Origin of the sequence: Streptomyces sp. NPDC047981 (assembly GCF_040653315.1) — a bacterium.
Taxonomy (GTDB): domain Bacteria; phylum Actinomycetota; class Actinomycetes; order Streptomycetales; family Streptomycetaceae; genus Streptomyces.
Window position 1 is genome coordinate 65,832 of sequence record NZ_JBEZNQ010000020.1, and the last position, 26,362, is coordinate 92,193.

Annotated in this window: 26 protein-coding genes; 11 read left to right on the forward strand and 15 right to left on the reverse strand. The window is 70.4% G+C overall.

The genetic code is table 11. The annotated features are described in order from the left end of the window. Nucleotides 1–14: 14 nt before the first annotated feature. The 7 genes from ccsB to hemL all read right to left on the reverse strand — a co-directional run bounded on the left by ccsB (nt 15) and on the right by hemL (nt 7,912). Complete coding sequence (ccsB, locus tag AB0E14_RS14790) at nt 15–1,106, reverse strand: c-type cytochrome biogenesis protein CcsB (protein ID WP_362416597.1); 1,092 nt, start codon at nt 1,104–1,106, stop codon at nt 15–17. 11 nt (nt 1,107–1,117) lie between these two features. Next, on the reverse strand, nt 1,118–2,911 hold the full coding sequence (locus tag AB0E14_RS14795; RefSeq protein ID WP_362416465.1) for a cytochrome c biogenesis protein ResB: 1,794 nt from the start codon (nt 2,909–2,911) through the stop codon (nt 1,118–1,120). 4 nt (nt 2,912–2,915) lie between these two features. Continuing rightward, nucleotides 2,916–3,653, reverse strand: a complete 738-nt coding sequence (locus AB0E14_RS14800; protein WP_362416468.1) for a cytochrome c biogenesis protein CcdA — start codon at nt 3,651–3,653, stop codon at nt 2,916–2,918. Between the two features lie 4 nt (nt 3,654–3,657). Continuing rightward, the gene (locus AB0E14_RS14805) at nt 3,658–4,263 is read right to left on the reverse strand and encodes a TlpA disulfide reductase family protein (RefSeq protein WP_362416471.1); all 606 of its coding nucleotides are present in this window, start codon (nt 4,261–4,263) and stop codon (nt 3,658–3,660) included. A 95-nt stretch (nt 4,264–4,358) separates the two neighbouring features. Further along, nucleotides 4,359–5,633: a hypothetical protein gene (locus AB0E14_RS14810; RefSeq protein ID WP_362416474.1), complete on the reverse strand. Its 1,275-nt coding sequence runs from the start codon at nt 5,631–5,633 to the stop codon at nt 4,359–4,361. A gap of 285 nt (nt 5,634–5,918) precedes the next feature. After that, nucleotides 5,919–6,608 carry a histidine phosphatase family protein gene (locus AB0E14_RS14815; protein ID WP_362416477.1) on the reverse strand — a complete coding sequence of 230 codons (690 nt, stop codon included), beginning with the start codon at nt 6,606–6,608 and terminating at the stop codon, nt 5,919–5,921. Then, entirely contained in the window at nt 6,605–7,912 is a 1,308-nt protein-coding gene (gene hemL, locus AB0E14_RS14820; protein ID WP_362416480.1) for a glutamate-1-semialdehyde 2,1-aminomutase, read from the reverse strand. The genes AB0E14_RS14815 and hemL overlap by 4 nt, the downstream gene beginning before the upstream one ends. Before the next feature lie 268 nt (nt 7,913–8,180). Between hemL and AB0E14_RS14825 the strand changes: the two genes are divergently transcribed. Beyond that, nucleotides 8,181–8,795 carry a hypothetical protein gene (locus tag AB0E14_RS14825; RefSeq protein WP_362416483.1) on the forward strand — a complete coding sequence of 205 codons (615 nt, stop codon included), beginning with the start codon at nt 8,181–8,183 and terminating at the stop codon, nt 8,793–8,795. A 2-nt stretch (nt 8,796–8,797) separates the two neighbouring features. Here the strand turns inward: AB0E14_RS14825 and AB0E14_RS14830 are convergent, their stop codons facing one another. Beyond that, the gene (locus AB0E14_RS14830) at nt 8,798–10,777 is read right to left on the reverse strand and encodes an APC family permease (RefSeq protein WP_362416486.1); all 1,980 of its coding nucleotides are present in this window, start codon (nt 10,775–10,777) and stop codon (nt 8,798–8,800) included. Nucleotides 10,778–10,856: 79 nt separating this feature from the next. Between AB0E14_RS14830 and AB0E14_RS14835 the strand changes: the two genes are divergently transcribed. Beyond that, entirely contained in the window at nt 10,857–11,243 is a 387-nt protein-coding gene (locus AB0E14_RS14835; RefSeq protein ID WP_362416600.1) for a MerR family transcriptional regulator, read from the forward strand. Nucleotides 11,244–11,464: 221 nt separating this feature from the next. Here the strand turns inward: AB0E14_RS14835 and AB0E14_RS14840 are convergent, their stop codons facing one another. Then, nucleotides 11,465–12,340 carry an ABC transporter substrate-binding protein gene (locus tag AB0E14_RS14840; protein ID WP_362416489.1) on the reverse strand — a complete coding sequence of 292 codons (876 nt, stop codon included), beginning with the start codon at nt 12,338–12,340 and terminating at the stop codon, nt 11,465–11,467. Nucleotides 12,341–12,598: 258 nt separating this feature from the next. Between AB0E14_RS14840 and AB0E14_RS14845 the strand changes: the two genes are divergently transcribed. Together AB0E14_RS14845 and AB0E14_RS14850 are read left to right on the forward strand one after the other, a co-directional pair. Beyond that, on the forward strand, nt 12,599–12,844 hold the full coding sequence (locus AB0E14_RS14845; RefSeq protein ID WP_362416492.1) for a hypothetical protein: 246 nt from the start codon (nt 12,599–12,601) through the stop codon (nt 12,842–12,844). A 106-nt stretch (nt 12,845–12,950) separates the two neighbouring features. Next, the gene (locus tag AB0E14_RS14850) at nt 12,951–13,490 is read left to right on the forward strand and encodes a GNAT family protein (RefSeq protein WP_362416495.1); all 540 of its coding nucleotides are present in this window, start codon (nt 12,951–12,953) and stop codon (nt 13,488–13,490) included. Here AB0E14_RS14850 and AB0E14_RS14855 read toward each other — a convergent pair. Then, nucleotides 13,487–13,936: a GNAT family N-acetyltransferase gene (locus AB0E14_RS14855; RefSeq protein ID WP_362416498.1), complete on the reverse strand. Its 450-nt coding sequence runs from the start codon at nt 13,934–13,936 to the stop codon at nt 13,487–13,489. The genes AB0E14_RS14850 and AB0E14_RS14855 overlap by 4 nt on opposite strands. A gap of 211 nt (nt 13,937–14,147) precedes the next feature. On the opposite strand from AB0E14_RS14855, the gene AB0E14_RS14860 reads away from it, so the two are divergent. Continuing rightward, complete coding sequence (locus tag AB0E14_RS14860) at nt 14,148–14,885, forward strand: Mut7-C RNAse domain-containing protein (protein ID WP_362416501.1); 738 nt, start codon at nt 14,148–14,150, stop codon at nt 14,883–14,885. 66 nt (nt 14,886–14,951) lie between these two features. On the opposite strand, the gene AB0E14_RS14865 is transcribed toward AB0E14_RS14860, so the two are convergent. Next, complete coding sequence (locus tag AB0E14_RS14865; protein WP_362416504.1) at nt 14,952–15,512, reverse strand: TetR family transcriptional regulator; 561 nt, start codon at nt 15,510–15,512, stop codon at nt 14,952–14,954. A gap of 127 nt (nt 15,513–15,639) precedes the next feature. On the opposite strand from AB0E14_RS14865, the gene AB0E14_RS14870 reads away from it, so the two are divergent. Continuing rightward, on the forward strand, nt 15,640–17,049 hold the full coding sequence (locus tag AB0E14_RS14870; protein WP_362416507.1) for an FAD-dependent oxidoreductase: 1,410 nt from the start codon (nt 15,640–15,642) through the stop codon (nt 17,047–17,049). A gap of 13 nt (nt 17,050–17,062) precedes the next feature. Here the strand turns inward: AB0E14_RS14870 and AB0E14_RS14875 are convergent, their stop codons facing one another. Next, complete coding sequence (locus tag AB0E14_RS14875; protein ID WP_362416509.1) at nt 17,063–17,533, reverse strand: hypothetical protein; 471 nt, start codon at nt 17,531–17,533, stop codon at nt 17,063–17,065. Between the two features lie 143 nt (nt 17,534–17,676). On the opposite strand from AB0E14_RS14875, the gene AB0E14_RS14880 reads away from it, so the two are divergent. After that, the gene (locus tag AB0E14_RS14880; RefSeq protein ID WP_362416512.1) at nt 17,677–18,441 is read left to right on the forward strand and encodes an SDR family NAD(P)-dependent oxidoreductase; all 765 of its coding nucleotides are present in this window, start codon (nt 17,677–17,679) and stop codon (nt 18,439–18,441) included. Nucleotides 18,442–18,605: 164 nt separating this feature from the next. After that, nucleotides 18,606–19,478, forward strand: a complete 873-nt coding sequence (locus tag AB0E14_RS14885; protein WP_362416515.1) for an LAGLIDADG family homing endonuclease — start codon at nt 18,606–18,608, stop codon at nt 19,476–19,478. A gap of 70 nt (nt 19,479–19,548) precedes the next feature. On the opposite strand, the gene AB0E14_RS14890 is transcribed toward AB0E14_RS14885, so the two are convergent. Then, a complete protein-coding gene (locus AB0E14_RS14890; protein ID WP_362416518.1) occupies nt 19,549–20,742 on the reverse strand; it encodes an RtcB family protein in 1,194 nt (397 codons plus the stop codon). Nucleotides 20,743–20,915: 173 nt separating this feature from the next. On the opposite strand from AB0E14_RS14890, the gene AB0E14_RS14895 reads away from it, so the two are divergent. The 3 genes from AB0E14_RS14895 to AB0E14_RS14905 all read left to right on the forward strand — a co-directional run bounded on the left by AB0E14_RS14895 (nt 20,916) and on the right by AB0E14_RS14905 (nt 24,093). After that, nucleotides 20,916–21,809, forward strand: coding sequence for a DUF3558 domain-containing protein (locus AB0E14_RS14895; protein WP_362416521.1), 894 nt, complete (start codon nt 20,916–20,918; stop codon nt 21,807–21,809). A 120-nt stretch (nt 21,810–21,929) separates the two neighbouring features. Continuing rightward, a complete protein-coding gene (locus AB0E14_RS14900; protein ID WP_362416524.1) occupies nt 21,930–22,655 on the forward strand; it encodes a DUF3558 domain-containing protein in 726 nt (241 codons plus the stop codon). Nucleotides 22,656–22,797: 142 nt separating this feature from the next. Next, on the forward strand, nt 22,798–24,093 hold the full coding sequence (locus tag AB0E14_RS14905) for a DUF2637 domain-containing protein (RefSeq protein ID WP_362416527.1): 1,296 nt from the start codon (nt 22,798–22,800) through the stop codon (nt 24,091–24,093). 25 nt (nt 24,094–24,118) lie between these two features. Here the strand turns inward: AB0E14_RS14905 and AB0E14_RS14910 are convergent, their stop codons facing one another. Then, on the reverse strand, nt 24,119–24,325 hold the full coding sequence (locus AB0E14_RS14910; RefSeq protein ID WP_362416530.1) for a hypothetical protein: 207 nt from the start codon (nt 24,323–24,325) through the stop codon (nt 24,119–24,121). A gap of 155 nt (nt 24,326–24,480) precedes the next feature. After that, nucleotides 24,481–26,205 carry a lysine--tRNA ligase gene (lysS, locus tag AB0E14_RS14915; RefSeq protein ID WP_362416533.1) on the reverse strand — a complete coding sequence of 575 codons (1,725 nt, stop codon included), beginning with the start codon at nt 26,203–26,205 and terminating at the stop codon, nt 24,481–24,483. Nucleotides 26,206–26,362: the final 157 nt, after the last annotated feature.

Consider the following 26,362-nt stretch of genomic DNA (forward strand, 5'->3'; position numbering starts at 1 on the left):
CAGCTCAGAGCGGGTCAGACGCCCGCGTACGAGTGCTTGCTGCTCACGAAGATGTTCACGCCGTAGTAGTTGAAGAGGAAGCAACCGAAGGCGATGAGCGCGATGTACGCGGCCTTGCGGCCCTTCCAGCCGGCCGTGGCGCGGGCGTGCAGGTACGCCGCGTAGCCGACCCAGGTGATGAAGGACCAGACCTCCTTGGCGTCCCAGCCCCAGTAGCGGCCCCACGCGTCGCCGGCCCAGATCGCGCCCGCGATGATCGTGAAGGTCCACAGCGGGAAGACCGCCGCGTTGACCCGGTACGAGAACTTGTCCAGGGAGGCCGCCGAGGGCAGCCGCTCCAGGACCGAGCGGGCGAAGGAGCCCGGGTTGCCGCCGCCCGCGAGCTTGCTCTCGTAGGAGTCACGGAAGAGGTACAGCAGGGTGGCGACCGCGCCCAGGTAGAAGACGGCGCCGCAGAAGATCGCGGTGGAGACGTGGATCCACAGCCAGTACGAGTCGAGCGCGGGGACCAGCTGGTCGCTGTCGGTGTAGAGCCAGGTGGTGGCGAGGCCGAGGTCGAGCAGGACGGTCGTCACCAGCGGCAGACCGATCCAGCGGACGTTCTTCTTCGCGACGAGGAAGCCGAGGTACGCGCCGACCGCCACGGTGGAGAACGTGGTGGAGAACTCGTACATGTTGCCCCAGGGGGCGCGCTGCACCGCGAGGGCGCGGGAGACCACGCCCGCCGCCTCGACGAGGAACGCGAGCGCGGTGAGCGAGACGGCGATACGGCCGTACAGGTCGCCCTTGACCGTGCCGCCGGCCGCGCCGGGGCCGTCGGGCACGTCGCGGACGCCCGCGCCGGAGCGGGTGACGACCTGCGGCTTGTCGAGGACGGTGGTGCCTCCGCCCGCCGTCTTCACCTGGACGGCGGGCGCGGCCGCGGTCGCCTTCGCGTTCGCCTGGGGGGTGAGCGCGGCGGCGGTACGGCCGACCTTGCTGCGGCTGCCGAACACCCACTCGGCGATGTGCGCGAGGAAGGCCAGGGTGTAGACGGCCATCGAGGAGTAGATGAGCGTGTTGCTCATCTGCGCCAGGCTCTCGTTGGTCTCGGCGGCGAGACTCACGGCGGCGAGATTCACTTCTCAGCCCCTTCGGCTTCGGCTTCGGCTTCCGCTTCGGCAGGTTCAGCGGTGTCCGCCGGTTCGGCGTCCGCCCGTTCGGCTTCCGGCGCGGTCGGCGCCTGTGCGTGGAGCGCGGCGGCCAGGTCGGCCAGCTCCTCCGGGAGCTTGGCGGATTCGCTCCGGCCAAGGCCCGCCATCTCGACGACGGTCACGCCGTCCTTCCCCCGTACGGCCCGCACCCAGACGCGGCGGCGCTGGATGAAGAGCGAGCCGGTGAGGCCCGCGATGGCCGCGATCGCGCCGGAGAGGGCGAGACCGTTGCCCGGCTGCTGGGAGATCTGGAAGCTCGCCCACTCCTTGATGTCCTTCTCGAACGTGATCGAGCCGGCGCCGTCGGGCAGCTTCATCGTCTCGCCGGGCAGCATCCGCTGCGCGACGCCGGTCCCGCCCTCGACCGAGAACTGCTTCATCTTGGAGGTGTCGAGCTGGTACACGTTCTGCGGCAGCCCCGAGTTGACGCGCAGGTCACCGTGGTAGCCGGTGAGCGCCATGACGGGGAAGTCGAGGGCCGGGAACTGGGAGAACATGTCGCCCTTGCCGGCACCGGCGAACGTGGGCACGAAGAAGGCCTTGAAGCCCAGCTGCTCCTTCTTGCCGTTCTTGTCGCGGTAGCCGTCCATCACCTTGATCGCGCCGGTGGAGGTGATGTTGTTGTCGAAGGGCAGCAGCGGGACGGCGCCGTGGAAGACGACCTTGCCCCGGCCGTCCTTGACGGTGACGACGGGCGCGTACCCGTGGGCGATCAGATAGACCTTGGAGCCGCCGACCTGCAGCGGCTCGTTGACCCGGATGACGGCCTTCTTGTCCTGGCCGGCCGCCTCGGAGTAGGTGACGGCGGCCTCGAAGGTGCGCGGGGTGCCGCGCTGCGGGCCGCTCTTCTCGTACGTGCCGGTGAAGCTGTCCAGCTGGAAGCTGAACGGGGCGAGGTCGTCGGCGCTGTAGAGCGAGCCGGACTTGAAGTCGTCGTACTGGGTGAGGGTGTTGGCGAAGCCGTCGCCCTCGACGACCAGCTTGCCGCCCTCGGACTTGAAGAGCTGGCCCCAGGCGAAGGCGATCAGCATCACGATCAGGGCGAGGTGGAAGAGCAGGTTGCCCGCCTCGCGGAGGTAGCCCTTCTCCGCGGCGACGGCGTCCTTGACGGTGTGCGCGCGGAACCGGCGGCCCTTGAGGAGGGTGAGCGCGGCCTCGCGGACCTGCTCGGGCTCGGCCTCGGTCCGCCAGGTCGTGTACGCGGGCAGTCGGGTGAGGCGGCCGGGGGCGCCGGGCGGGCGGCCGCGGAGCTGGCCGATGAACTGCCAGCTGCGCGGGACGATGCAGCCGATGAGGGAGACGAAGAGCAGGATGTAGATCGCGGAGAACCACACCGAGCTGTAGACGTCGAAGAGCTGGAGCTTCTCGTAGATCGGCGTGAGCGTGGGGTGGGCCTCCTGGAAGGTCCGCACCTTCAGCTCGTCCGCGGGGGTCTGCGGGATGAGCGAGCCGGGGATCGCGCCGAGGGAGAGCAGGAAGAGCAGGATCAGCGCCACCCGCATGGAGGTGAGCTGCCGCCAGAACCAGCGGATCCAGCCGATGACCCCGAGGGTCGGGCCGGCGACGGCGGTCTCCTCCTGCGGGGCGGTGGAGAGCTGGGAGCCCGCCGCGGTCAGGTCGTCGCGCGCTTCGGTCTCGTTCGAGCTGGTCCCGTCGAGGCCGGGCTCGCGCGCTTCGGTCTCGTCGGGGCTGGTCTCGTTCGGGCTGGTGTGGGTCATTGGGTCAGATCCCCGGGGTGAAGCCGGCAGTCCAGACCTGCATCTCGGACACGATGCGATCCCAGGCTCCGGTGACGAGCAGCAGGCCGGTCGCGATCAGCATGATGCCGCCGATGCGCATGACCCAGACATAATGCCGCTTCACCCAGCCGAAGGCCCCAAGGGCCCTGCGGAAGGCGATCGCGGTGAGGATGAACGGCAGGCCGAGGCCCAGGCAGTAGGCCACGGTGAGGACGGCTCCGCGTCCGGCGCTGGCCTCGTTGGAGGCGAGGGCGAGCACGGCGGCGAGGGTCGGGCCGATGCAGGGCACCCAGCCGACGCCGAACAGCACGCCCAGCATGGGCGCCCCGAGGAGTCCGGTCACGGGCCGCTTGTGGAAGCGGAACTCGCGGCGGGTGATCGAGGGCATCGCGCCCATGAAGAACAGGCCGAGCAGGATGGTGAGGGCACCGAGGACCTTGGAGATGATCTCGCGGTGTTCCTGCAGGGTGTTGCCGAAGCCGCCGAAGAGGGCGCCGCCGGAGACGAACACGGCGGTGAAGCCGAGGACGAACAGCGCGGCCCCGCCCGCCATCCGGCCGCGCTTGGCCTCGGCCAGGTCGGTGCCGGTGACGCCGGTCACGTAGCTGAGGTAGCCGGGGACGAGCGGCAGGACGCACGGGGAGAAGAAGGAGACCAGGCCGCCGAGGACGGCGATGGGCAGGGCGAGCAGGAGTGCCCCGCTGAAGACCGTCTCGTTCACCGGATCACTTCTCCGCGAGAAGCGGCTCGATCATCGAGCGGAGCTTCTTCTCGTCGAGAGCCATCAGGGCGCGGGCGGCGATCTTGCCGTCCTTGTCGATGACGACGGTGGACGGGATGGCCTGGAGGTTGAGCGTGCCCTTGGGGAATCCGTTGAGGATCAGCTTCCCGGCCGGGTCGTACAGGCTCGGGTAGGGGACCTCGTAGTCCTCTTCGAAGGTGAGCGCCTGCTGCTTGTTGAAGTCGCGGGTGTTCAGGCCGACGAATTCCACGCCCTGGGCCTTGAGCTCGCCCGCGACCTTGGCGAAGTGCGGGGCTTCGGCGCGGCAGGGTCCGCACCACGATCCCCAGGCGTTGAGGACGACGACCTTGCCCTTGAGGTCGGCGATGTCGAGCTTCTCGCCTTCGAGGGTCTCGCCCGCGATCTTGTTGGGCGCCGTGCGCTCGCCCTTGGCGACGGTGGAGATACCGCCCGTGTTGGTCACGAAGTTGGTTCCGCCGCCGCCTCCCGACTTGCCGTTGGAGTCCGAACCGCAGGCCGACAGAGCGAGGGCGGCCGACAGGACTCCGACGGCGAGCAGGGTGCGTCGAGGGGCACGGCTAAGGCTCATGTGAAAAGTTTCGCATGGGCGTTTGGGGGATCTTGGGCGCCCCCCTGGGTGCCCGTAAAGCCCCTTGTCAAGGGGGCTTAAGGGACGTACGCCGCTTATGCCGCGGGCGGCGTCGAGGACGAGGTCGCGGGCTTGAGGAAGGCGTTCCAGCCGCCGGCGGGCGACTGGCCGACCTCGAGCGTACGGAGCTTGGCGAGGATCTGGGGGTCCTGCACGTCCAGCCAGTCGACGAACTGCCGGAAGGAGACGAGCCGCACGTCCTTCTTGCCGGCCATGCCCTTGAGCGCGTCCTCGACGGCGTCCATGTAGATGCCGCCGTTCCACTGCTCGAAGTGGTTGCCGATGTAGAAGGGCGCCCGGTTGGACTCGTAGGCCCGGTCGAACCCGGCGAGGTACGCCTCGGTGGCCTGCTTGCGCCAGCCCGGGTAGCGCGAGGGCACGCCCTTGGTGGTGTTCTTCGACTGGTTGGCGAGGATGTTGTAGTCCATCGAGAGGACCTCGAAGGAGTGCCCGGGGAACGGCACGGCCTGCAGCGGGAGGTCCCAGATGCCCTGGCGCTTGACCGGCCACATCTGGCGGCCGCCGGGCGAGCTGGCGTCGTAGCGCCAGCCGAGGCGCTTGGCGGTGGGCAGCAGCTTGTCCTGGCCGAGCAGGCAGGGGGTGCGGCCGCCGACGAGTTCCTTGCTGTAGTCGAAGGGCAGCGGGTCGAGGTCGGTCCAGCCGCTGTTGGTCTTCCACTCGGTGACGAACTTCATCGCCTGGTCGATCTCGCTCTGCCACTGGGCCGGGGTCCAGTTGCCGACCGAGCCGGATCCGCCGCAGAAGTGGCCGTTGAAGTGCGTGCCGATCTCGTGCCCGTCGAGCCAGGCCTGACGGACGTTCTTGAGGGTGTCCTTGATGTGGTCGTCGGTGAGGTAGCCGATGTCGGAGGCGCCGACGCGGTTGTTCGGGGGGCGGTAGAGGTTCTTCTTGGACTCCGGGAGGAGGTAGATCCCGGAGAGGAAGAAGGTCATCGCGGCGTCGTGGTTCTTGGCGAGTTCCAGGAAGCGCGGGAAGAGCCCGTTGCCGACCTCGCCGGCACCGTCCCAGGAGAAGATCACGAACTGGGGCGGGGTCTGGCCGGGTTCGAGCGGGACGGGGGCGTCGGGCTGGTTCGGCTGCTTTCCGGTGTCGGCGGTGGAACCGTCGCCGATGAGTTTCACCTCTGGACCGGTGGGCCGGGCGCTCGGCGACCCCGAGGCGTCCCCACCCTTGCCAGGTCCGGAAGTTCCGGTCTTGTCCGGTCCGCTGCCGCTGCACCCGGCGATCCCGAGAGCGGCCGCCGCACCAACACCCGCCCCGATGAGGCCCCTTCGAGTGATCCCGCGCATGACGTCCCCATTCGCGTGTACGTATGACCTATTGGTCATCCAAACCGACAATGAGTGAGATGACGGGAGGAACACGAAGGTTCCGGGAATTAGCACAAAAATTTCAGGGCGACCAGATGACTTTCTGTCATCCGATCGCCCTGAGGATGTACCCACTTGTGCGGGACTCGAACAAACCGACGGGGTCGACCCCGTAGGGGCGCGGGGAACTGCGCGACCAGCCACAGCCGGTCCGCACCCTTCGCACCGGCCGGTGGTGGTTCCTGCCGGTCTCCCCGCGGAGCGCTACGCTCCGAAGGCCTTCGACTTCCCCTTCACCGGCTTCGCGCCGGCCAGCAGGTGCGCCGGGACCAGGTCACGCGCCGGCTCGCTGTAGCCGACCGAGACGATCCTGTCGCCCCGGTACGTGAACGAGGTCAGCGAGGCCAGCGTGCACTGACGGCGCCGCGGGTCGTGCCACAGCCGCCGCCTCTCCACGAAGCTCCGCACGATCCAGATCGGCAGCTGGTGACTGACGCAGACCGCCTCGTGCCCGCGCGCCGCGTCCTTCGCCGCGTCGAGGGCGCCCATCATCCGCACGACCTGCTCGACGTACGGCTCACCCCAGGACGGCCTGAACGGGTTGGTGAGGTGCTTCCAGTTGCCCGGCTTGCGCAGCGCGCCGTCGCCGACCCCGAAGGTCTTGCCCTCGAAGACGTTCCCGGCCTCGATCAGCCGCCCGTCCGTGGCCAGGTCCAGGCCGTGGCCCTTGGCGACCGGCTGCGCCGTCTCCTGCGCCCGCTCCAGCGGCGAGGCCACGACATAGGTGATGTCCCGGTCGGCCAGGTGCTCGGCGACCCGGTCGGCCATCTGCCGACCGAGGTCGGAGAGGTGGTAGCCGGCGCGGCGGCCGTAGAGGACGCCGTCGGGGTTGTGCACCTCACCGTGGCGGATCAGGTGGACGACGGTGATGTCGTCGTCGCTCTTCACGCTCATGCGGTGGCCTCCGCGGCGGCGCGCGCGGCGGCGGGCAGCGCGGCGGCGATCCGCTCGACCGCCCGCTCGTCGTGGGCCGTGGAGACGAACCAGGACTCGAAGGCGGACGGCGGCAGGTAGACCCCGTCGGCCAGCATCGAGTGGAAGAAGGCGTTGAAGCGGAACGCCTCCTGCTTCTTCGCGTCCTCGTAGGTGCGGACCTCGCCCGCCGTGAAGAACACGGAGAACATGTTGGAGGCGGTCTGCAGCCGGTGCGCGACGCCCTCCTTGGCGAGCGCGTCGGTGACGAGACCCTGGATCTCCGCCGAGACCGCGTCGACCTTGTCGTACGCGGCCTGGTCGAGCAGCCGCAGCTGCGCGAGACCGGCGGCGGTGGCGATCGGGTTACCGGAGAGGGTGCCCGCCTGGTAGACCGGGCCGGCCGGGGCGAGGTGCCCCATCACGTCGGCGCGGCCGCCGAAGGCCGCGGCCGGGAAGCCGCCGCCCATGACCTTGCCGAAGGTCATCAGGTCGGGCTTCACGCCGTCGACGCCGTACCAGCCGGCGCGGGAGGTCCGGAAGCCGGTCATGACCTCGTCGGAGATGTACAGGGCGCCGTTCTTCGCGCAGGCGTCCTTCAGGCCCTGGTTGAAGCCCGGCTGCGGCGGGACGACGCCCATGTTGCCCGGCGAGGCCTCGGTGATGACACAGGCGATCTCGCCCGGGTACTTGTGGAAGGCCTCGTGCACGGCCTCCAGGTCGTTGTACGGCAGGACGATCGTGTCGCCGGCCTGCGCGCCGGTCACGCCGGGCGTGTCGGGCAGGCCGAAGGTGGCCACACCGGAGCCGGCGGCGGCGAGCAGCGCGTCCACGTGACCGTGGTAGCAGCCGGCGAACTTCACGACCTTCGCCCGGCCCGTGAAGCCCCGGGCGAGCCGGATCGCGGACATCGTGGCCTCCGTACCGGAGGAAACCAGCCGAACCTGCTCGACGGGCTCGATCCGGGAGACGATCTCCTCGGCGAGAGCGACCTCACCCTCTCCCGGCGTACCGAAAGAGGTGCCGCGGGCCACCGCGGCCTGCACGGCGGCGGTCACCTCGGGGTGGGAGTGTCCGAGAATCATCGGCCCCCACGAGCAGACGAGGTCGACATACTCCCGGCCGTCCGCGTCGGTGAGGTACGGGCCGGTACCGGACACCATGAACCGGGGCGTTCCGCCCACGGCCCGGAAGGCGCGCACCGGTGAGTTCACGCCGCCGGGCGTCACGAGGGACGCGCGGTCGAAAAGCGTCTGTGAGACTGGGGCTTCGTATGAATACGGCACTGTGGTCCTGACCTGCGAGTACGGCTGCGAGTACGGAGGGAGGGTGTGAGCAACCCGTGGAATGCCCCGCGCATTACGCCCGGGCGTAGATCCTCCGCGTCTGCGAAACTGGGGCGACATAGGGATGGCTCACGGAATCCATGGTGTCAGAGGGCCGGACGTTCTTGCGGACAGGTGTTTCACCGCGAGAGCGTGGGGGAGGTCACTGTCACGATGATCGGGTCGCACGGCGGGGACCGTGTTGCCCAAGAAGCAGTCGGGTGGAGATATGCATCGCGGTGGCGGACTGGGCGAGGGGACGGACGATCTGGGTCCTGAGCCTGCCCGGCGGGGGAGGCACCGGCGACGGCGTACGGAAGAACCCACGCAGTCCACAGGGTCCACGGGCGGACCGGCGGGATCGACAGGATCGACGGAGCCCACGACGGGAAGCGGGAGTGGCCGGTTGGGGGTGACGTACAAGTACTTCGGTGCGCCCGACGGTGCCACGGCGGCCCGCGTCCCGATTTCGATGCGCCCTGAGGAGCTGGGCGGCGACGAACTCGGCATGGGTGGCATGTTCACCAAGATCAAGCCCGAGACGATAGCCGCGATGGTCCTCACGGGCATCCAGGGCATGCCCCTGCACAAGGTGCCCCCGCTGGAACTGGTCGTCCTCCACCCCGACTACGCCGTGGTGAAGCTGCCCATGACCGTGGTCGACCCGCTGCGCGGCATCGGCGAGGAATCGGTGGGCGCGGCGGCCTTCATCTGGTCCACGGTCCCCGACCGCGGCGGCCCGCGCGACGCCTTCAACGTCTACCAGCTGCTCCACGAGTGGCAGGACTTCTCGCACCGCCTCCACGAGGCGGGCCACCAGCCGTACTGCCTGGTCTGGCCGTAGCCCTAGCTGTTCCCGCTGTTCTCGGCGTCGCGCGCCGCGGCGGCGGCCCTGGCCCGCTCGGCGGCCAGCTCGCGGGCGGAGGCGAGCCGGTAGGGGACGTCGATGACGACGACGTTCTTCATGAACAGCAGCCGGGCCTTGAGGCGCAGGGCGCTCTGGTTGTGCAGGGGCTGCTCCCACCAGTGGCCGACGACGTACTCGGGGATGATCACCGACACCACCGAATCCTCGGTCCGCTCGGGCGCGTCGCGGATGTGCCGCAGGACCGGCTGGACGACGGAGCGGTACGGAGAGCTGAGCACCCGCAGGGGTACGTCGATGCCGTGGGCGTCCCAGGAGGCGCGCAGGACCTCGGCCTCGGCGGGGTCCTCGGCGACGGTGACCGCGGTCAGCGAGGCGGGGCGCAGGGTCTTGGCGTAGGACAGGGCCCGCAGGCTCGGCGCGTTGATGGAGGCCACGAGGACCATCACGTGGTTCTCGGAGAGCGAGTGGGGGCGGGCGCCCGACGGGACGGCGACCTCGGCGGCGACGGCCTCGTAGTGCCGGCGCACCCCCTTCATGCCGGCGAAGAGCACGGGCATGGCGACCACGACGATCCAGGCGCCGTGCGTGAACTTGGTGATCAGCACGATCACGAGGACGACCGCCGTGAGGCAGGCGCCGAAGGCGTTGATGGAGAGGCGGCGCAGGATGTGGACCCGGTTCGCCGCGCCCGCCGGCGTGGCGAGTTCTCGCCGCCAGTGCTTGACCATGCCCGCCTGGGACAGGGTGAAGGAGACGAAGACGCCGATGATGTAGAGCTGGATGAGCCGGGTGAGGTTGGCGTCGAAGGCGACGATCAGGGCGATGGCGGCGAGGGAGAGCAGCAGCACGCCGTTGGAGTAGACGAGCCGGTCGCCGCGGTGGAAGAGCTGGCGGGGCGCGTAGCGGTCGCGGCCGAGGACGGAGGCGAGCATGGGAAAGCCGTTGAAGGCGGTGTTGGCCGCCATGATCAGGACGGCGGCGGTGACGGCCTGGAGCAGGTAGAAGAGGAAGTGCCAGCTGCCGAAGGTGGCGCGGCCGATCTGGGCGAGCGCGGTCGGCATGGCGGTGCCGGGGGCGAGCCCGAGTTCGGTCGGGTCCTCGGCGACGTGCACCTCGTAGATCATGGCGAGGGTGGTGATGCCGAAGAACATGGTCACGGCGACGCCGCCCATGATCGCGAGAGTGGAGGCCGCGTTGCGGCTCTTGGGCTTCGCGAAGGCCGGCACGCCGTTGCTGATGGCCTCGACACCGGTCAGGGCCGTACAGCCGGAGGCGAAGGCCCGCATGGCGAGGAGCACGAGCGCGAGTCCGGTGTACGTGGACTCCGCGTGGATGGGCAGGTCGGCGGATTCGGCGCGGATGGTCGCCCCGGTCGCCATCCGGACGGCCGCGACGGCGAACATCAGGTAGATGGTGGCGATGAAGGCGTACGTGGGGATGGCGAAGTAGCGCCCGGACTCACGGACGCCGCGGAGGTTGAGCCAGGCCAGGATCGCCACGAAGGCGACGGAGAGGCCGACGGCGTAGCCGTCGAGCGCGGGCACGGCGGAGGTGATGGCCGCGACGCCGGAGACGATGGAGACGGCGACGGTCATCACGTAGTCGATGAGCAGGGCGCTGGCGGCGGTGAGCGCGGCGGTCTGGCCGAGGTTCTCCGCGGAGACGACGTAGGCCCCGCCGCCGCCCGGGTAGGCGTAGCAGGTCTGCCGGTACGACGCGACGACGACCAGCAGCAGGATGACGATCGCGACCGCCGCGTACCAGGCCAGATGGAGCACCGCGAGCCCGCCGAGGGCGAGGATGAGCAGGATCTCCTCCGTGGCGTACGCGACGGAGGAGAGCGGGTCGCTGCAGAAGATCGGCAGGGCGAGCCGCTTGGGCAGCAGGGTCTCGCCGAGGCGGCCGCTGTCCAAAGGCCGTCCCACGAGCAGGCGTTTCGCCGCACTTCCAGCTCTCATAAGTGCTGAAGTTAGGACAAATGACTTCTGGGTGCGCGGAAGCCGCGCGGGAAGGACGGGTGCCGTGAGCAGACTGCGCATGGCCGGCGAACCCATGCAGATCGGCGAGGTCGCCGCGCGGACGGAACTGTCCCTGCGGACCATCCGCCAGTACGAGGACAGCGGCCTCGTGGTCCCCTCCGCCTCGTCCCAGGGCGGCTTCCCGCTCTACACGGACGCGGACGTCGACCGGCTGATGGTGATCCGCCGCATGAAGCCCCTGGGCTTCACGATCGACGAGACCCGCGACCTCATGACGGCGGTCGACCGCCTCACCGACCCCACCCTCACCGAAGCCGAACGCGCCACCCTCCTCGCCCGCATCCGCCGCTACGAACGGGCGGCGACTGAACGCGTCGCGGAACTCCGCGCCCAACTGGCGAGAGCGGAGGAGTTCGCGGGCTCCCTGCGGGCGAGGCTGGGGTAGGGGACGGGGGCGGTCCCGCCCGATCGGGACCCGGTCGCGTCTGGTTCGGCCCAGCCCGGTCCCGGCACGGTTCGTCCCGGCCCGGTCCCGGCACGGTTCGGCCCAGCCCGGTCCCGGCACGGTTCGGCCCGGCCGGCACGGTTCGGCCCGGCACGGTGCGGTCCCGGCACGGCCCGGCACGGCCCGGCACGGCCCGGTTCGGTTCGGTTCGGTTCGGGGCCTTACGCCCGCAGGGCCTCCGCGAGCTCCAGGAAGAAGGCCGCGTACGCCTCCGCGCTCGGCGGCGTCTCCGGGTTCCAGGGCGCCACCCGACCACCCGCGGCCGTACCGGTCGGCACGACGGCGTTCGCGCGGCTGTCGTACAGCACGAGCCCCGGCGCCAGCGCGGCCACCCGCTCCCAGTCCGCGGTCAGCCAGTTCGCCCCCGGCCCGGGACCCGGGTCCACCAGCCGGACGCCCAGCTCGGCGAGGCGCGCCAGCTCGGGCCATGCCTGCGGCCGAGCGAGATGCACCTGACCGGCTCCGGCCCCGGACAGCGCGAGCACGCTGACGTCCACCCGGGCGGCCACGTCCCGCAGGACCGCCTCCGCGGAGACCAGGGACTCGGCGGCCTCGGCCGCCGGAGCTCCGCTCCCGCTCACGCCCCTCCCCCCGCTCCCGCTCCCGCTCCCGCCCAACGCCGCGGCCAACTCCCCGAACCGCCCGATGATCGCCCCGAGCGTCAGCTCGTTGCCCACCGAGAGCGCCACCACCGGCGCGCCCACCCGCTCCGCGACCCCCTCGTCGACCGCGTACGCGCTCTTCCCGTCGTACGTGACGTCGACGATCAGCTCCGGACGCGAGGCCCCCAGCCGCGCCTCGTCCAAGGCCCGTCCCGCCCCCAGATACGGCACACCGGCCGCTTCGAGCCGACCCGCCTTGACCGGGTCGAGGACGTCGCCGTCGTGCCCGGAGCCGTACACCGCGACCGGCGTCACCCCCAGGTCCAGCAGGGCCGCCCCCGCCCGTACATAGGCCGCCACCCTCACCGGCGCCCGTACGGCCTCCACCGCCGTACCCCTGTCGTCGGTGAACCCCCACGCCCTCGTCTCCGACATGCGGCTGCTCCCTCCCCGGCCGAAAACCTGCCTGACCCCCTTCCCGCCTCCTCGGGGCGCTACACCGGCCCGCGGCAAGAGGGCCTCCGACCCGCCGGGTACCGGCCGGGACCTAGGTCCCGGACCCCCCTGCCGAAAGTCCCCGGAATGGTGTTGACTGAACAGGTCGGGAGGAAGCAGTAGGAATCGTCAGCGCCGTGCGCGCGCGCCGTCTGCCAGGGCGCGTCACCGCAGGGCCCTCGCTCCCCGGAGTCAGCCATGTCGTCCTTGCCCGGCCAGTTCTCGGACCCCCGCGTGATCACGCTCTTCGGGCTCCTCGCCGTGTCCACCGCCGTGTGGGTGGCGCTGAGCCTGCGCGCCCATGCCCGCAGGGCCCGGGCCGCCGCACCCCTGGAGCGGGTCTGGCACCCCCAGGAGACCGTGCAGCTGACCCCCGCCGAAGAGGACGCCTTCGGCCAGGTCGTCTCCCGCCTCACGCTGAGCTCGGCAGGCCGGCTGCGGTGAGTCCCGGCCGGCGCCGCGGCACGGCGACGGTCGGGTGACGCCCGCCGCGTACGCCCGGCCGCCGACGGGCGGTCCGTTGTCGGACCCTTGATCTACTGTGCGCGCCATGGACGACAACACCTCACCCCTACGCCTCGAGGCCTGGTCCGAGGACGACCTGTGGCTCCTGCACGCCATGAACGCTCCCGAGCTCATGGAGCACCTCGGCGGCCCCGAGACCGAGGACGCGCTGCTCAAGCGGCACAGGCGTTATGTGGACCTGAGCGCGTCGTCGGACGAGCGGCCCGGGGACGCGGGTCGGATGTTCCGGATCGTGCTGCTCCCCGAGGAGGTCACGGTCGGCAGCATCGGGTTCTGGGCGCAGACCTGGGACGGGGAGCCCGTGTACGAGACGGGCTGGACGGTGCTGCCCGGCTTCCAGGGCCGGGGCGTCGCCACGGCCGCCACGCGCGCGGTGGCGGAACTCGCCCGTGCCGCAGGCGCCCGCCGCCACCTGCACGCGTTCCCGTCGACGGACAACGGGCCGTCGAACGCCGTGTGCCGCAAGGCCGGTTTCGAACTGCGCGGCGAGCGCGAACTCGAGTATCCGCCGGGCCACCCGCTGCGCTGCAACGACTGGCGCCTGGACCTGGAGGGCGGGGCCTAGCCTCGCTCGGCCTCGTCCGCCAGTTCCTTGGAGAAGTGGAAGGCGACGATGTCCAGGCGCTCGCGCAGGTAGAAGCGGTGGGCTCCGGTGCGCTGCGTACCGGAGTCCAGGTTCAGCTCCCGGCAGCCCTCCGCACGCGCGTGTCCCTCCAGGTGGGCCAGGAGCGCCTGACCCACCCCGGTGGAGCGGGCGCCGGCGGCGGTCACCAGGTCGTCGACGTAGAGCTTGCGGATCGAGCTGGTGTTGTCGATGATCCGCCACCCGGCGGCGCCCACGCACGCGCCGTCGTCCGCGTAGGCGCCGGTGAAGCGCAGCCCCTGGGCCTGGCCCCGCTCCCGCACCTCGTGGAAGAGGTGCGGTGTGAGGTGGGGGCGCAGCTCGCGCAGGACGGGGAGCAGGTCGGAGTCCAGGCGCGGGTCACCAGGTGCGAAGTCGACGATCTTCATGCGGGGGACGGTATCCCAGGCCCGGGGGTGGCGGGAGGGGGTCCACAGCCCTCGCGGGCACGGGCCGACAGCGCTCACGTGACTACGGCGCTCACGGGCCAACGGCACCCACGTTCCTACCGCGCTCACGGGCTCACGTCACTCGCGGAGGCAGGCCGCGCAGGGCCGAAATGCCTGGCCGCGCCACCCGCCGCGGTGACATCCTGTCCACGTGAACGGACCGGAGATCCAGATCAGTTTCGCCCCCGGCCTGAGGCTCTTCGTCTCGGCGGAGCGGCGCACCGGGCGGACCGCCGTGGCCACCGACGGCGCTTCGACGCTCGGCCACGTCGTGGAGTCGCTGGGCGTGCCGCTGACCGAGGCCGGCCGGATCCTGGTCGACGGACGCCCGGTCGACGTGTCCCACATCCCGGCCGCCGGCGAGACGATCGAGGTCGAGGACGTGGAGCGCCCCCAGGCGGTGCCCGGCGCCCCGCTCCGGTTCCTCCTCGACGTCCATCTGGGCACGCTCGCACGGCGGTTGCGGCTCCTCGGCGTCGACGCGGCCTACGAGAGCGAGGACATCGGCGACCCCGCGCTCGCGGCGCTCTCCGCACGGGAGCGGCGCGTGATGCTGTCCCGGGACCGGGGGCTGCTGCGCCGCAGGGAGTTGTGGGCGGGCGGCTACGTGTACAGCGACCAGCCGGACGACCAACTCCGTGACGTACTGGAGCGGTTCGCGCCGCCCCTGAGGCCGTGGACCCGCTGTACGGCCTGCAACGGGCCGCTGACGACCGCAGACAAGGACTCGGTGCGCGAGCGCCTGGAGCACGGCACGGAGAAGACGTACGACGTCTTCGCCCGGTGCACGGAGTGCGAGCGGGTGTACTGGCGGGGCGCCCACCACGCCCGCCTGGAGGCGATCGTCACCGACGCCCTGCGCGAGTTCGGCGGCGCGGCGGCCCACTGAGCCGCACACTGAACCGCCTCCTGAGTCGCCCACTGAGCCGCCTCCCGGGCCGCGGCGACGGCGGGCCTACGGCTCCGGGGCCGTCAGGTAGCGCTGGACCGTCGGCGCCAGCCAGGCGACGACCTCGTCCGTGGTCATCTCCACCGCGGGCGGCAGCCGCAGCACGTAGCGGGCGAGCGCCATGCCGAGGATCTGCGAGGCGACCAGCGCGGCCCGCCGCGGTGCCTGCGCGGGGTCCGGGCAGACGCCCAGGGTGATCGGCCCGAGCTGGCCCGCGAAGATCGCCTGCATGCGTTCGGCGCCCGCCGGGTTGGTGACGCCGACGCGCAGGAGCGCGGTCAGGACGTCGTCGCGCTCCCAGCGTTCGAGGAAGTGCGTGACGAGGACCGCGCCGATGTGCCGGGACGGCAGCGCGCCCAGTGCGGGCAGGTCCAGTTCGAAGTCGGACGCGGCCGTGAACAACCCTTCCTTGCTGCCGTAGTAACGCATCACCATCGACGGGTCGATGCCTGCGTCGCGGGCGATGGCCCGGATGGTGGCGCGCTCGTAGCCGTCGGACGCGAAGCGTTCACGGGCGGCGTCGAGGATCGCGGCGCGGGTGGCGTCGGAGCGGCGGGCGGTCGTCATGCCAACAACTGTAGGCCAACAGGTGTTGACGCACCAGCCCGGTCGGCTCTACCGTTGCCAACAAGCGTTGACCAACACCCGTTGGCAAACGACCGTTGATGGCACACGCACCCAGCTGGAGGCAGCCATGAACCACCGCGACACGACCGCCCACGACGCGAACACCCTGGACACGGACGTCCTCGTCATCGGCGCCGGCCCCACCGGAATGCTCCTCGCCGGCGACCTCGCCGCCGCGGGCCACCGCGTCACCGTCCTCGAACGCCGCCCGCAGGGCATCAGCAACATGACCCGGGCCTTCGCCGTCCACGCCCGCACCCTGGAGCAGCTCGACGCCCGCGGCCTCGCCGACGACATCGTCGCGACCGGCACCCCCATCACCCAGCTGCGGCTCTTCGGCAGCCTCTCCCTCGACCTGGCGCGGCTCCGCTCCCGCTTCCCCTACCTCCTCGTCACCCCCCAGTACGAAGTCGAGCGCGTCCTCGAACGCCGCGCACGGTCCACAGGTGTGGACATCCGGTACGGCACGGAGCTGCGCGGACTCAGCCAGGACTCCGACCGGGTCACCGCCGAGGCCACCGACCCCGACGGCACCCCGCTCACCCTCCACGCCCGCTACCTCGTCGGCACCGACGGCCACCGCAGCGCCGTCAGGACCGCACTCGGCCTGCCCTTCCCCGGCGCGGCCGCGATCCGCTCCCTCGTCCTCGCCGACGTCCGCCTCACCGAAAAGCCCGACGAGCTGCTCAGCGTCGCCGGCGCGGACGACGCCTTCGCCTTCATCGCCCCCTTCGGCGACGGCTGGTACCGCGTCATGGGCTGGAACCGCACCCGCCAGGTCCCCGACAGCGAGCCCGTCGGCCTCGATGAGGTCCGCGAGATCACCCGCCTCGCCTTCGGCACCGACTACGGCATGCACGACGCCCGCTGGATCTCCCGCTTCCACAGCGACGAGCGCCAGGCCCCCCGCTACCGCGTCGGCCGCGTCTTCCTTGCCGGAGACGCCGCCCACGTCCACTCCCCCGCCGGCGGCCAGGGCATGAACACCGGCCTCCAGGACGCCGTCAACCTCTCCTGGAAGCTCGCCGCCGCCCTCCGCGGCGACGCCCCCGACACCGAGGCCCTCCTCGACAGCTACCAGGCCGAACGCCACCCGGTCGGCGCGGCCGTGCTCCGCAGCAGCGGCGCCATCATCCGCCTCGCCATGGCCCGCGGCCCCCTGCTGCGCAGCGCCCGCACCCTCGCCGCACAGCTGCTCAGCAAGGTGCCCCCGGCCTCCGCCAAGGCGATGGGCATGATCAGCGGCCTCGGCATCGACTACGGCCGGGCCCACCGCCGCGTCCCCGACCTCGCCCTGCGCGAGGGCAGGCTCTACGAACTGCTGCGCGCGGGCGAGTTCGTCCTCATCGCCCCCGAAGGCGCCGCACCCGAGCTCCCGGCCGCCCCCACGACACCGGCCCGCGTCGTCCGGGCCACCTGGACCGACCCCACCCGCACCACGACACTCCTGGTCCGCCCCGACGGCTACACCCACTGACACCCGGCAGACATCAGAAGACGTACGGATCCCCCGTGGCGAGCACCAGCACACGATGCCGGTCGTTCCGGGCGTTCCGATCCACGACCCCGTCCATCCACACCGTCGAGATGTCCACGGTCACCTCGTCCGGAGACGCCGCGGTCCGCAGGTCGAGCGCCAGCTCCCCCACCGCCCCCGCGGCCCGCAGCTCACCCGTACGGCAGACCACCACCCGGTCGCTCCCCCACAGACAGGACGGCGGCAGCTCCTGCCCACCCGCCATCGGCTCGGAGAACGCCAGCCGCACCGTCGCCCCCGACACGTCCGACGGCCCATGGTTCTCACTGGCCAGCCAGACCCCGATCCGCCCCTCCCACAAGGAGAGATGGCCATGATGGGCCAGATCCGCCTCGCCCCCCACAGCACGGGCGCCCGCACCCGTACCGACCACCATCACGCCCGCCAGAACCGCCCCGAGCAGAGCCTTGCGCATCGCACCCATAGCCCGAAGATACCGACGAATCGGCACATGTTCTGACTATCCATCAGTCAGCGTGTCCGACACCGCCCCCGCACCCACCGACCGCCCCGACCTATCCTGACCACGCGATCGACAGAATCGACCACACGCGCGAGGAGCACGTCATGACCGCCCCCGGTACCCCCATCGCCGTCGTCACCGGAGCGAGCAGCGGCATCGGCGCCGCCACGGCCAAGCAGCTCGCCGCCGCCGGATACCGCGTGGTCCTGACCGCCCGCCGCAAGGACCGCATCGAAGCCCTCGCCGCCGAGATCGTCGCGGCCGGCCACCAGGCCACCGCCTACGCCCTCGACGTCACCGACCGCACCGCCGTCGACGAGTTCGCGACCGCCTTCCGCACCCTCGCCGTCCTCGTCAACAACGCGGGCGGCGCACTCGGCGCCGACCCCGTCGCCACCGGCGACCCCGCCGACTGGCGCCAGATGTACGAGGTCAACGTCATCGGCACGCTCAACATCACCCAGGCCCTGCTCCCGGCCCTCACCGCGAGCGGAGACGGCACCGTCGTCGTCCTCTCCTCCACCGCCGGCCACTCCACCTACGAAGGCGGCGGCGGCTACGTAGCCGCCAAGAACGGCGCCCGCGTCCTCGCCGAGACCCTCCGCCTGGAGATCGTCGGCACCCCCGTCCGCGTCATCGAGATCGCCCCCGGCATGGTCAAGACCGACGAGTTCGCCACCACCCGCTTCCGCGGCGACACCGACAAGGCCGCCAAGGTCTACGCGGGCGTGGCCGAACCCCTCACCGCCGACGACGTCGCCGACACCATCACCTGGGCCTGCACCCGCCCCCCGCACGTCAACATCGACCTCCTCGTCGTCCGCCCCCGAGCCCAGGCCTCCAACACCAAGGTCCACCGAGAACTCTGACGACGCCGACCGACAGTCGATCACACGTCCGGGTGAACCAACCGGATCACCCGGACGACAACCGAATACGCGACCTAGGGTCACCCACAACCCAAACAAAACGACGCCTGGTCGGGACGGCAATCCCCACCAGGCGTCTGACCACCAAGGAAAGAGACTTCCTCGTGGCTGAGCACGACCCTAACGCGCCCACACTCTTCGACCTCGGCACCCTCACTCCCCAAGGCCCGAAGACACCCTTCATGAACCTCGAAGACCCCCGCTACGCCTACATGTTCGGCTTCCTGCAAGCCGACGGGCACCTCGCGGCGGGGGCGGGGCAGAAGGGCAGGCTGACCGCCGAGATCAACGCGCGGGACATCCACATCCTCTACGAGTTCCAGCGCTTGACCCCGTACTACAGCTCAGTCACGGAGCGGGTCCGATCCACCAACTTCGCCGAGAACCACCACTCGGCCACGTGGTCCCTGTGCGACCAGGAGGCAAGGACCATCGTCAACGAACTCGGGATCCCCTACGGCAAGAAGTCACGGGCCATCCGGCCACCCCGCGTCGAGTTCTCCCGGCCGGACTACGTCCGCGGCTTGATCGATGCCGACGGGTCACTCGGCTGGACCGCCGAGGGCTTCCCGTTCCTCTCGTTCACGTCCGCCAGCACGGCCGCGGCCGCCTATCTGTGCCACTACGCGAAGAGGATCATCGGCGCCGAGCGCATCGCCCGCCGCAACACCCGCGACCAGGTCTACGTCGTCACCTACGTGAAGGAGCAGGCGCAGAGGCTCGCGGAGCACCTCTACTACCCCGGCTGCCTGGCACTCGACCACAAGAAGGCCAATGCGGCCGCGATCCAAACGTGGGTGCGTCCGGCCGGAATGAAGAAGGCGGCGGCTCGGATCACGTGGTCGCCCGAGAAGGATCGCGTCCTGCTGGCAGCACCGACCCTGGCGCAAGCCGCCGCGACGCTGGGGCTCTCTCAGAGCGCATGCCAGGTGCGTCGCTGGAAGCTGACTCACGGATTGGCGCCCCTCCCCGACTGAGGGCAGACGGAAGGGGGCGCGCTTTCACGCTGCCCCCTTCAGCCCGTCGCCCCTTCAGCCCGTCGGCCCTTCATCCCTTCACGCAGACGACCTGCTTCAGCTGAGCGACCACCTCGACAAGGTCCCGCTGCTGCTCCATGACCTTCTCGATCGACTTGTACGCACCAGGGATCTCGTCCACGACGCCGGCGTCCTTGCGGCACTCCACGCCCCGCGTCTGCTCTTCCAGGTCCCGCACCGTGAAGCGACGCTTCGCCTCGCTCCGGCTCATCTTCCGCCCAGCACCGTGCGAGGCGGAGTTGAACGCGGCCTCATTGCCGAGACCCTTCACGATGAACGAGCTGGTCCCCATCGACCCCGGAATGATGCCGAAGTCGCCGGCACCGGCCCTGATCGCTCCCTTTCGGGTGACGAGCAGGTCCATCCCCTCGTACCGCTCCTCCGCCACGTAGTTGTGATGGCAGGAGATGATCGGTTCGAAAGCGACCTTCGCCTTGCGGAACTCGCGGCGGATGACCTCCTGGAGGAGTGCCATCATCACCGCGCGGTTGTACTTCGCGTACTCCTGCGCCCAGAAGAGATCGTTCCGGTACGCCGCCATCTGCGGGGTGTCCGCGACGAAGACCGCCAGGTCCCGGTCCACGAGACCCTGGTTGTGGGGCAGCTTCTGCGCTTCACCGATGTGGTACTCGGCAAGCTCCTTGCCGATGTTCCGCGACCCCGAGTGCAGCATCAACCAGACCGACCCTTGGCCATCGATGCAAACTTCGCAGTAGTGATTCCCCGAGCCCAGCGTTCCCATCTGCTTCTGCGCCCGCTCATGGCGGAACTTCACCGAATCCGCGATCCCGTCGAACCGGGACCACAGATCGTCCCACCCCGCCGTGCGGAACTGGTACAGCCTCGTCGGATCCGCCATGTCCCGGTGCATGCCACGCCCCACCGGAATCGCCTGCTCGATCTTCGAGCGCAGCCGCGACAGATCCCCCGGCAGATCGTTCGCCGTCAGTGACGTCTTCACCGCCGACATCCCGCAGCCGATGTCCACGCCCACCGCCGCCGGACAGACCGCCCCCTGCATGGCGATCACCGAACCGACCGTCGCGCCCTTGCCGTAGTGCACGTCCGGCATCACGGCGAGGCCCTTGATCCACGGAAGAGTGGCAGTGTTGTGGAGCTGACGCATCGCGCCGTCGTCGATCATGGAAGGATCGGTCCACATCCGGATGGGCACCTTCGCACCCGGTACCTCTACATACGACATACTTCCTCGATTCCCCCAAAAAGCCTGATAACGCAAAAACCGGCTCCAAGGCCCGTACAGGTGACAACGGACCGGCATCAACGGCAGCGCGTGCGATAGACATTGTGTCCACCGACCGGTCTCCGGCGGCAAAGGGTTTTCGGGGAGTCCTCGGCAGAAGGGAGCCTTGGAGCGTGCAGCGACAGGCGTACGTACCCGGTCTGACGGCGCTCGGCGCCGTGCTCGTCCTCGGGCTCACCGGATGCTCCGCCGGCAGCGGCGCGGGCACCGGCGAAGTCGACTCCAAGGCCGGTCCGGCCGCCTCCGCAGCTCCCCCCGGCCGCTACCGCACGCTCTTCGAGCCGTGCCGGGCCGTCCCGCAGAACACGCTCCGGGACCTGCTCCCCGGCGCCACCGAGCTGCCCGACGACGAGCGGGACGCCACGTACCGCGGCACGGCCGCCGTCACGTACGACACGGACCGCCGCGTCGGCTGCAGCTGGAAGGCCGACACCCCCGACACGATGCACCGGCTGCGGCTCGACATCGAGCGGGTGGTGTCGTACGACCCGACGGTGAGCGACGACGATCGCGCACAGGAGGTGTTCGCCGGCAAGCAGCTCGCGGCGGATCTCCCGCAGCCGCCCCAGCCCCCGCAGAACCCGCAGAGCCCGCAGAACCCACAGAGTCCGCAGAGTCCACAGAGTCCACAGGCCCCGACGGGGACCACCCCGAGCGGCACGGCGGCGGCAGCGGCGACGGCCCCCGGCACCCCCACCGGCGGCACCCCCGGTTCGCCCACCGGCAGCGCGCCGACCACCACCCCGAGCACCGCCCCCACCACCGGTCTGGAGCCCCGCGTGCTCGCGGGCCTCGGTCAGGTGGCGTTCCTCGACGACGCGCTCAGCGCCGGTGGCGCGAACGGCCGGCACCGCACGGTCAGCGTGGTCTTCCGCACATCCAACGTGATCGTGACGGTCGAGTACGTGGAGCAGACGACAGGTTCCGCGGAGGCCCCCGACAGCCAGGAACTGCAGGAAAAGGCCCGGAATCTGGCCCGGCTGCTCGCCGAGCGGCTGGAGGAGTAGCCGCCGGGCGGGTGCCCGGAGCCGCTCCGTGACGGCTGCCGGACCACGTAACGTGTCGGCGTACTCCCTCCTGGCCGCACGCCGGAACCCGGATCCGTACGACAAGCGACTGAAGGAACCATGCACCGATCAGCCCCGCGACTCACCCGCATACTCGCCTGCGCAGCCGTCCCGGTGATGCTCGTCGTCGCCGGCTGCTCCTCGGACTCCGACGGTGCTTCGGGCACCCCGGACAAGGGCAAGGGTTCGGCGTCGTCGGCGCCGAGCGCCTCGCAGTCGACGAAGGCGGTCGAGCCCGCGAAGTTCGCGAAGCTGCCGGACGTCTGCAAGTCGATCTCCGCGAAGACGACCGCGAGCCTGGTGCCGAAGGCGAAGGCGAAGAACGGTACGGCTGCGCCGTCCAGCGATGTCGAGAGCCGTGGTGGCTGCTCGTGGAACGGTCTGGACGACAAGGGCGTGAAGGGCTCGCAGTACCGCTGGCTCGACGTCTCGTTCTACCGCTACACGTCGGACGCCTCGCTGGGCAGTGGCCAGGAGCGTGCCCAGGCGAACTTCGCGAAGGAGCTGGCGAAGGTCGAGGCGACCGAGGGCGCCAAGAAGATCCGTACGGCGGACGGCGCGGGCATCGGCGACCAGTCGAAGACGGTGGCGTACGAGCTGAAGAAGACCGACGAGGACTTCAAGTACGTGTCCGTGGTGGCGCGCACGGGCAATGTGCTGGTGCTGCTCACGTACAACGGCGCGGGCTACGCGGGTGCGGAGGCGCCGTCGGACAAGGCGATCCTCGATGGTGCGGTGAAGGCCTCGAAGGAGGCGGTCGCGGCGGTCGCGGCGGCGAACCAGTAGGGCGCAGGGGCGCGCGTACACGTCGCGTACACCCGATTTTGCACGTGTTTTCGAGGAGCCTGTCCCTCCCCCGAGGGTCGGGCTCCTCGCGCATGTGCCACGCTGTGCCCGCGAGATGTGGATTGACGGGAGGGGATCGCGGGTGGCCGCGGTGCAGCTGACACGCACGCACAAGGTGCTGATCGGTGTGGTGATCGCCGGTGCGGTGATCATCGCCGGCATCGGTTTCGCGGGTTCGTACGCCGCTGTGCGCGAGCTCGCCGTGGAGAAGGGCTTCGGTACCTTCTCGTACTTCTTCCCGATCGGTATCGACGCCGGTATCTGTGTGCTGCTCGCACTGGATCTGCTGTTGACCTGGATCCGGATTCCGTTCCCGCTGCTGCGCCAGACGGCGTGGGTGCTGACGGCGGCGACGATCGCGTTCAACGGCGCGGCCGCGTGGCCGGACCCGCTGGGTGTGGGTATGCACGCGGTGATTCCGGTGCTGTTCGTGGTGGCGGTGGAGGCGGCCCGTCACGCGGTGGGTCGAATAGCGGACATCACGGCCGACAAGCACATGGAGGGCGTGCGGCTGACGCGCTGGCTGCTGTCGCCGGTGCCGACGTTCCGGTTGTGGCGGCGGATGAAGCTGTGGGAGCTGCGTTCGTACGAGCAGGTGATCAAGCTGGAGCAGGACCGGCTGATCTACCAGGCGCGGCTGCAGGCCCGGTTCGGGCGGGCGTGGCGGCGGAAGGCGCCGGTGGAGGCGTTGATGCCGTTGCGTCTTGCGAAGTACGGGGTGCCGTTGGCGGAGACGGCTGCGGCCGGTCTCGCGGCGGCGGGTGTGGAGCCGGTGTTGTTGCCGCCGCAGCCGGTGGTGGCGCAGGCCGAGCCGCTCGCGGTGGCGGTGCCGGCCCCGCCGGCGCCGGAGCTCGAGCAGGGTCCGGCGGCCGGTGGCGGGCTGCGGAAGCAGGGGCAGGGCCCTCAGCAGGAGCTGCAGGGTCCGCAGGACCTGCTGCTGCAGCAGGAGGAGCAGTCGGAGCCGAACCACGACAGCCCGTGGTTCCAGGCGCAGCAGATGGCCCCGGAGGCGTACGAGGGGGCGTACGCGCCTCAGATCGTCGAGGGTCTGGAGCCGACGCCGGTGGCGGTGCCGTACGGTCCGGAGGAGCTTCCGGTGCCTGGTCCGCGCCAGGAGCAGGGTGCGGAGCAGTTCGAGGAGTATCCGGAGTACGTGGAGCCGGAGCCGCATCCGGACGAGTTCGCGGAGGCGGCGTACAAGGCGATGTGGGACTACGTCGAGGAGCGGCAGGACTTCCCCAACGCCGAGCAGCTCGACATATGGCTCAGTGACATGTACGGGGTGCAGCATCCGCGGAGTGCGTCGATCCTGCGGGAGCTGACTCCGCAGATCCGTCAGCGCATCGAGCGGGAGATGGCGGAGAACCACATTCCGTGACGGGTGGTGGTTGGCGGGCCGGGGTTCATGCCTTGGCCCGCTTTTTCGTGGTCTCGCCCCAGAGGGCGAGCGCGAGGCCGACGACGGCCAGGGCGATGTAGCCCGCGGTGGGGATGTCCCACCACTTCGGGAGCAGGCCCCAGGCCCGGTCGCCGAAGATCTGGCCGCCGGCGCCGAGTCCGCCTTGGACGAGGGTGATCCAGCCGATGATGGCGATGGCTTCGTTCTTCATGTCTTCACGGTCTCGTGCGGGCCGCCGGTTTTCGTCGTGCGCACGTCGGATGCGGGGCTGGTCCGAAAGTCGCAGGTGACGGCTGCGGGCATCGGTACGGCGAAGGGCCGCCACCGGAACGATCCCGGTGGCGGCCCTTCGCGGCGGTCGTACGGCTACGCGCCGAGGAGCTTGCGCACGCGCCCCGCGCCGACGGCGAGGAGGAGCGTGGGCAGGCGGGGTCCGGTCTCGCGGCTGACGAGGAGCTTGTAGAGCAGGGCGAAGAAGGAGCGCTGGGCGACCTTCAGCTCGGGGGTCGGCTTGGCCTCGGGGTCGAGGCCGGCCATGACCTTCGGGACGCCGTAGACGAGCGTGGTGAGGCCGTCGAGGGACCAGTGCGTGTCCAGGCCCTCCAGGAGGAGGCGCAGGGACTCGCGGCCTTCGTCGTCGAGGGAGCCGAGCAGCTCGGTGTCGGGCTCGTCGCGGACGATGGTGCGCTGGTCGGCGGGGACCTGGGTGGTGATCCAGTTCTCGGCGCGGTCCAGGCGCGGGCGGACCTCGTCGAGGGAGGTCACCGGCTGCTCCGGGTCCAGCTCGGTGAGGATCCGGAGGGTCTGCTCGTCGTGTCCTGCGGTGATGTCCATGACCGAGGCGAGCGTGCGGTAGGGCAGCGGGCGCGGGGTGCGCCGCAGCTCGCCGGCGGCGGTGCGGGCGGCCCGGGCGTGCGCGGCGGCGTCGGCGGGGAGCACGGTGCCGTCGGCGACCTTGGCCTCCAGCTTGTCCCACTCGTCGTAGAGCCGCTGGATCTCCTGGTCGAAGGCGATCTTGAAGGACTGGTTGGGCTTGCGGCGGGCGTAGAGCCAGCGCAGCAGCGGCGCTTCCATGATCTTCAGTGCGTCGGCCGGGGTGGGCACGCCGCCCTTCGAGGAGGACATCTTGGCCATGCCGCTGATGCCGACGAAGGCGTACATGGGGCCGATCGGCTGGACGCCGTCGAAGATGTCGCGGACGATCTGGCCGCCGACGACGAACGAGGAGCCGGGGGAGGAGTGGTCGACGCCGGAGGGCTCGAAGATGACGCCCTCGAAGGCCCAGCGCATGGGCCAGTCGACCTTCCAGACCAGCTTGCCGCGGTTGAACTCGCTGAGCTTGACGGTCTCGGCGAAGCCGCACGCGGTGCAGGTGTAGGCGAGTTCGGTGGTCTCGTCGTCGTACGACGTGACGGCCGTCAGGTCCTTCTCGCAGCGGCCGCAGTACGGCTTGTACGGGTAGTACCCGCCGGTGCCGCCGGAGCCGTCGTCCTCGTCGGCCGCGCCGGAGCCTTCCTCGGCCTCCAGCTCGGCGGCGTCGACGGGCTTCTGCGACTGCTTCTTCGGGGCCTTCTTCGTCCGGTACTGGTCGAGGATGGCGTCGATGTCGCCGCGGTGCTTCATGGCGTGCAGGATCTGCTCGCGGTAGGTGCCCGCGGTGTACTGCTCCGTCTGGCTGATCGGGTCGTACTCGACGCCCAGTTCGGCGAGCGACTCGACCATGGCGGCCTTGAAGTGCTCGGCCCAGTTCGCGTACGCGGAGCCGGCCGGGGCGGGCACGGAGGTCAGCGGCTTGCCGATGTGCTCGGCCCAGGACGCGTCGACGCCCTCGACGCCGTTCGGCACCTTGCGGTAGCGGTCGTAGTCGTCCCAGGAGATCAGGTGCCGGACCTCGTGGCCGCGGCGGCGGATCTCGTCGGCGACCAGGTGCGGGGTCATGACCTCGCGGAGGTTGCCGAGGTGGATGGGGCCGGAGGGGGAGAGTCCGGAGGCGACGACGACCGGTTTGCCAGGCGCACGTCGCTCCGACTCGGCGATGACCTCGTCCGCGAAACGGGAGACCCAGTCGGTCTCGGTGCTGCTCTGAGCCACGGTCGGTACGTCCTTCTTCCTTGATTCCCTCGAACGCCTTGCAGCCTTACGTCAGCCATTCTCCCAGACGGAAGAGGGCGCTCCGAGGTTGTCCACAGTCCTGAGGTTTGTCCACAGGTGGAGAAAACACGTTGCCCACCCATGGGACACTTGACAA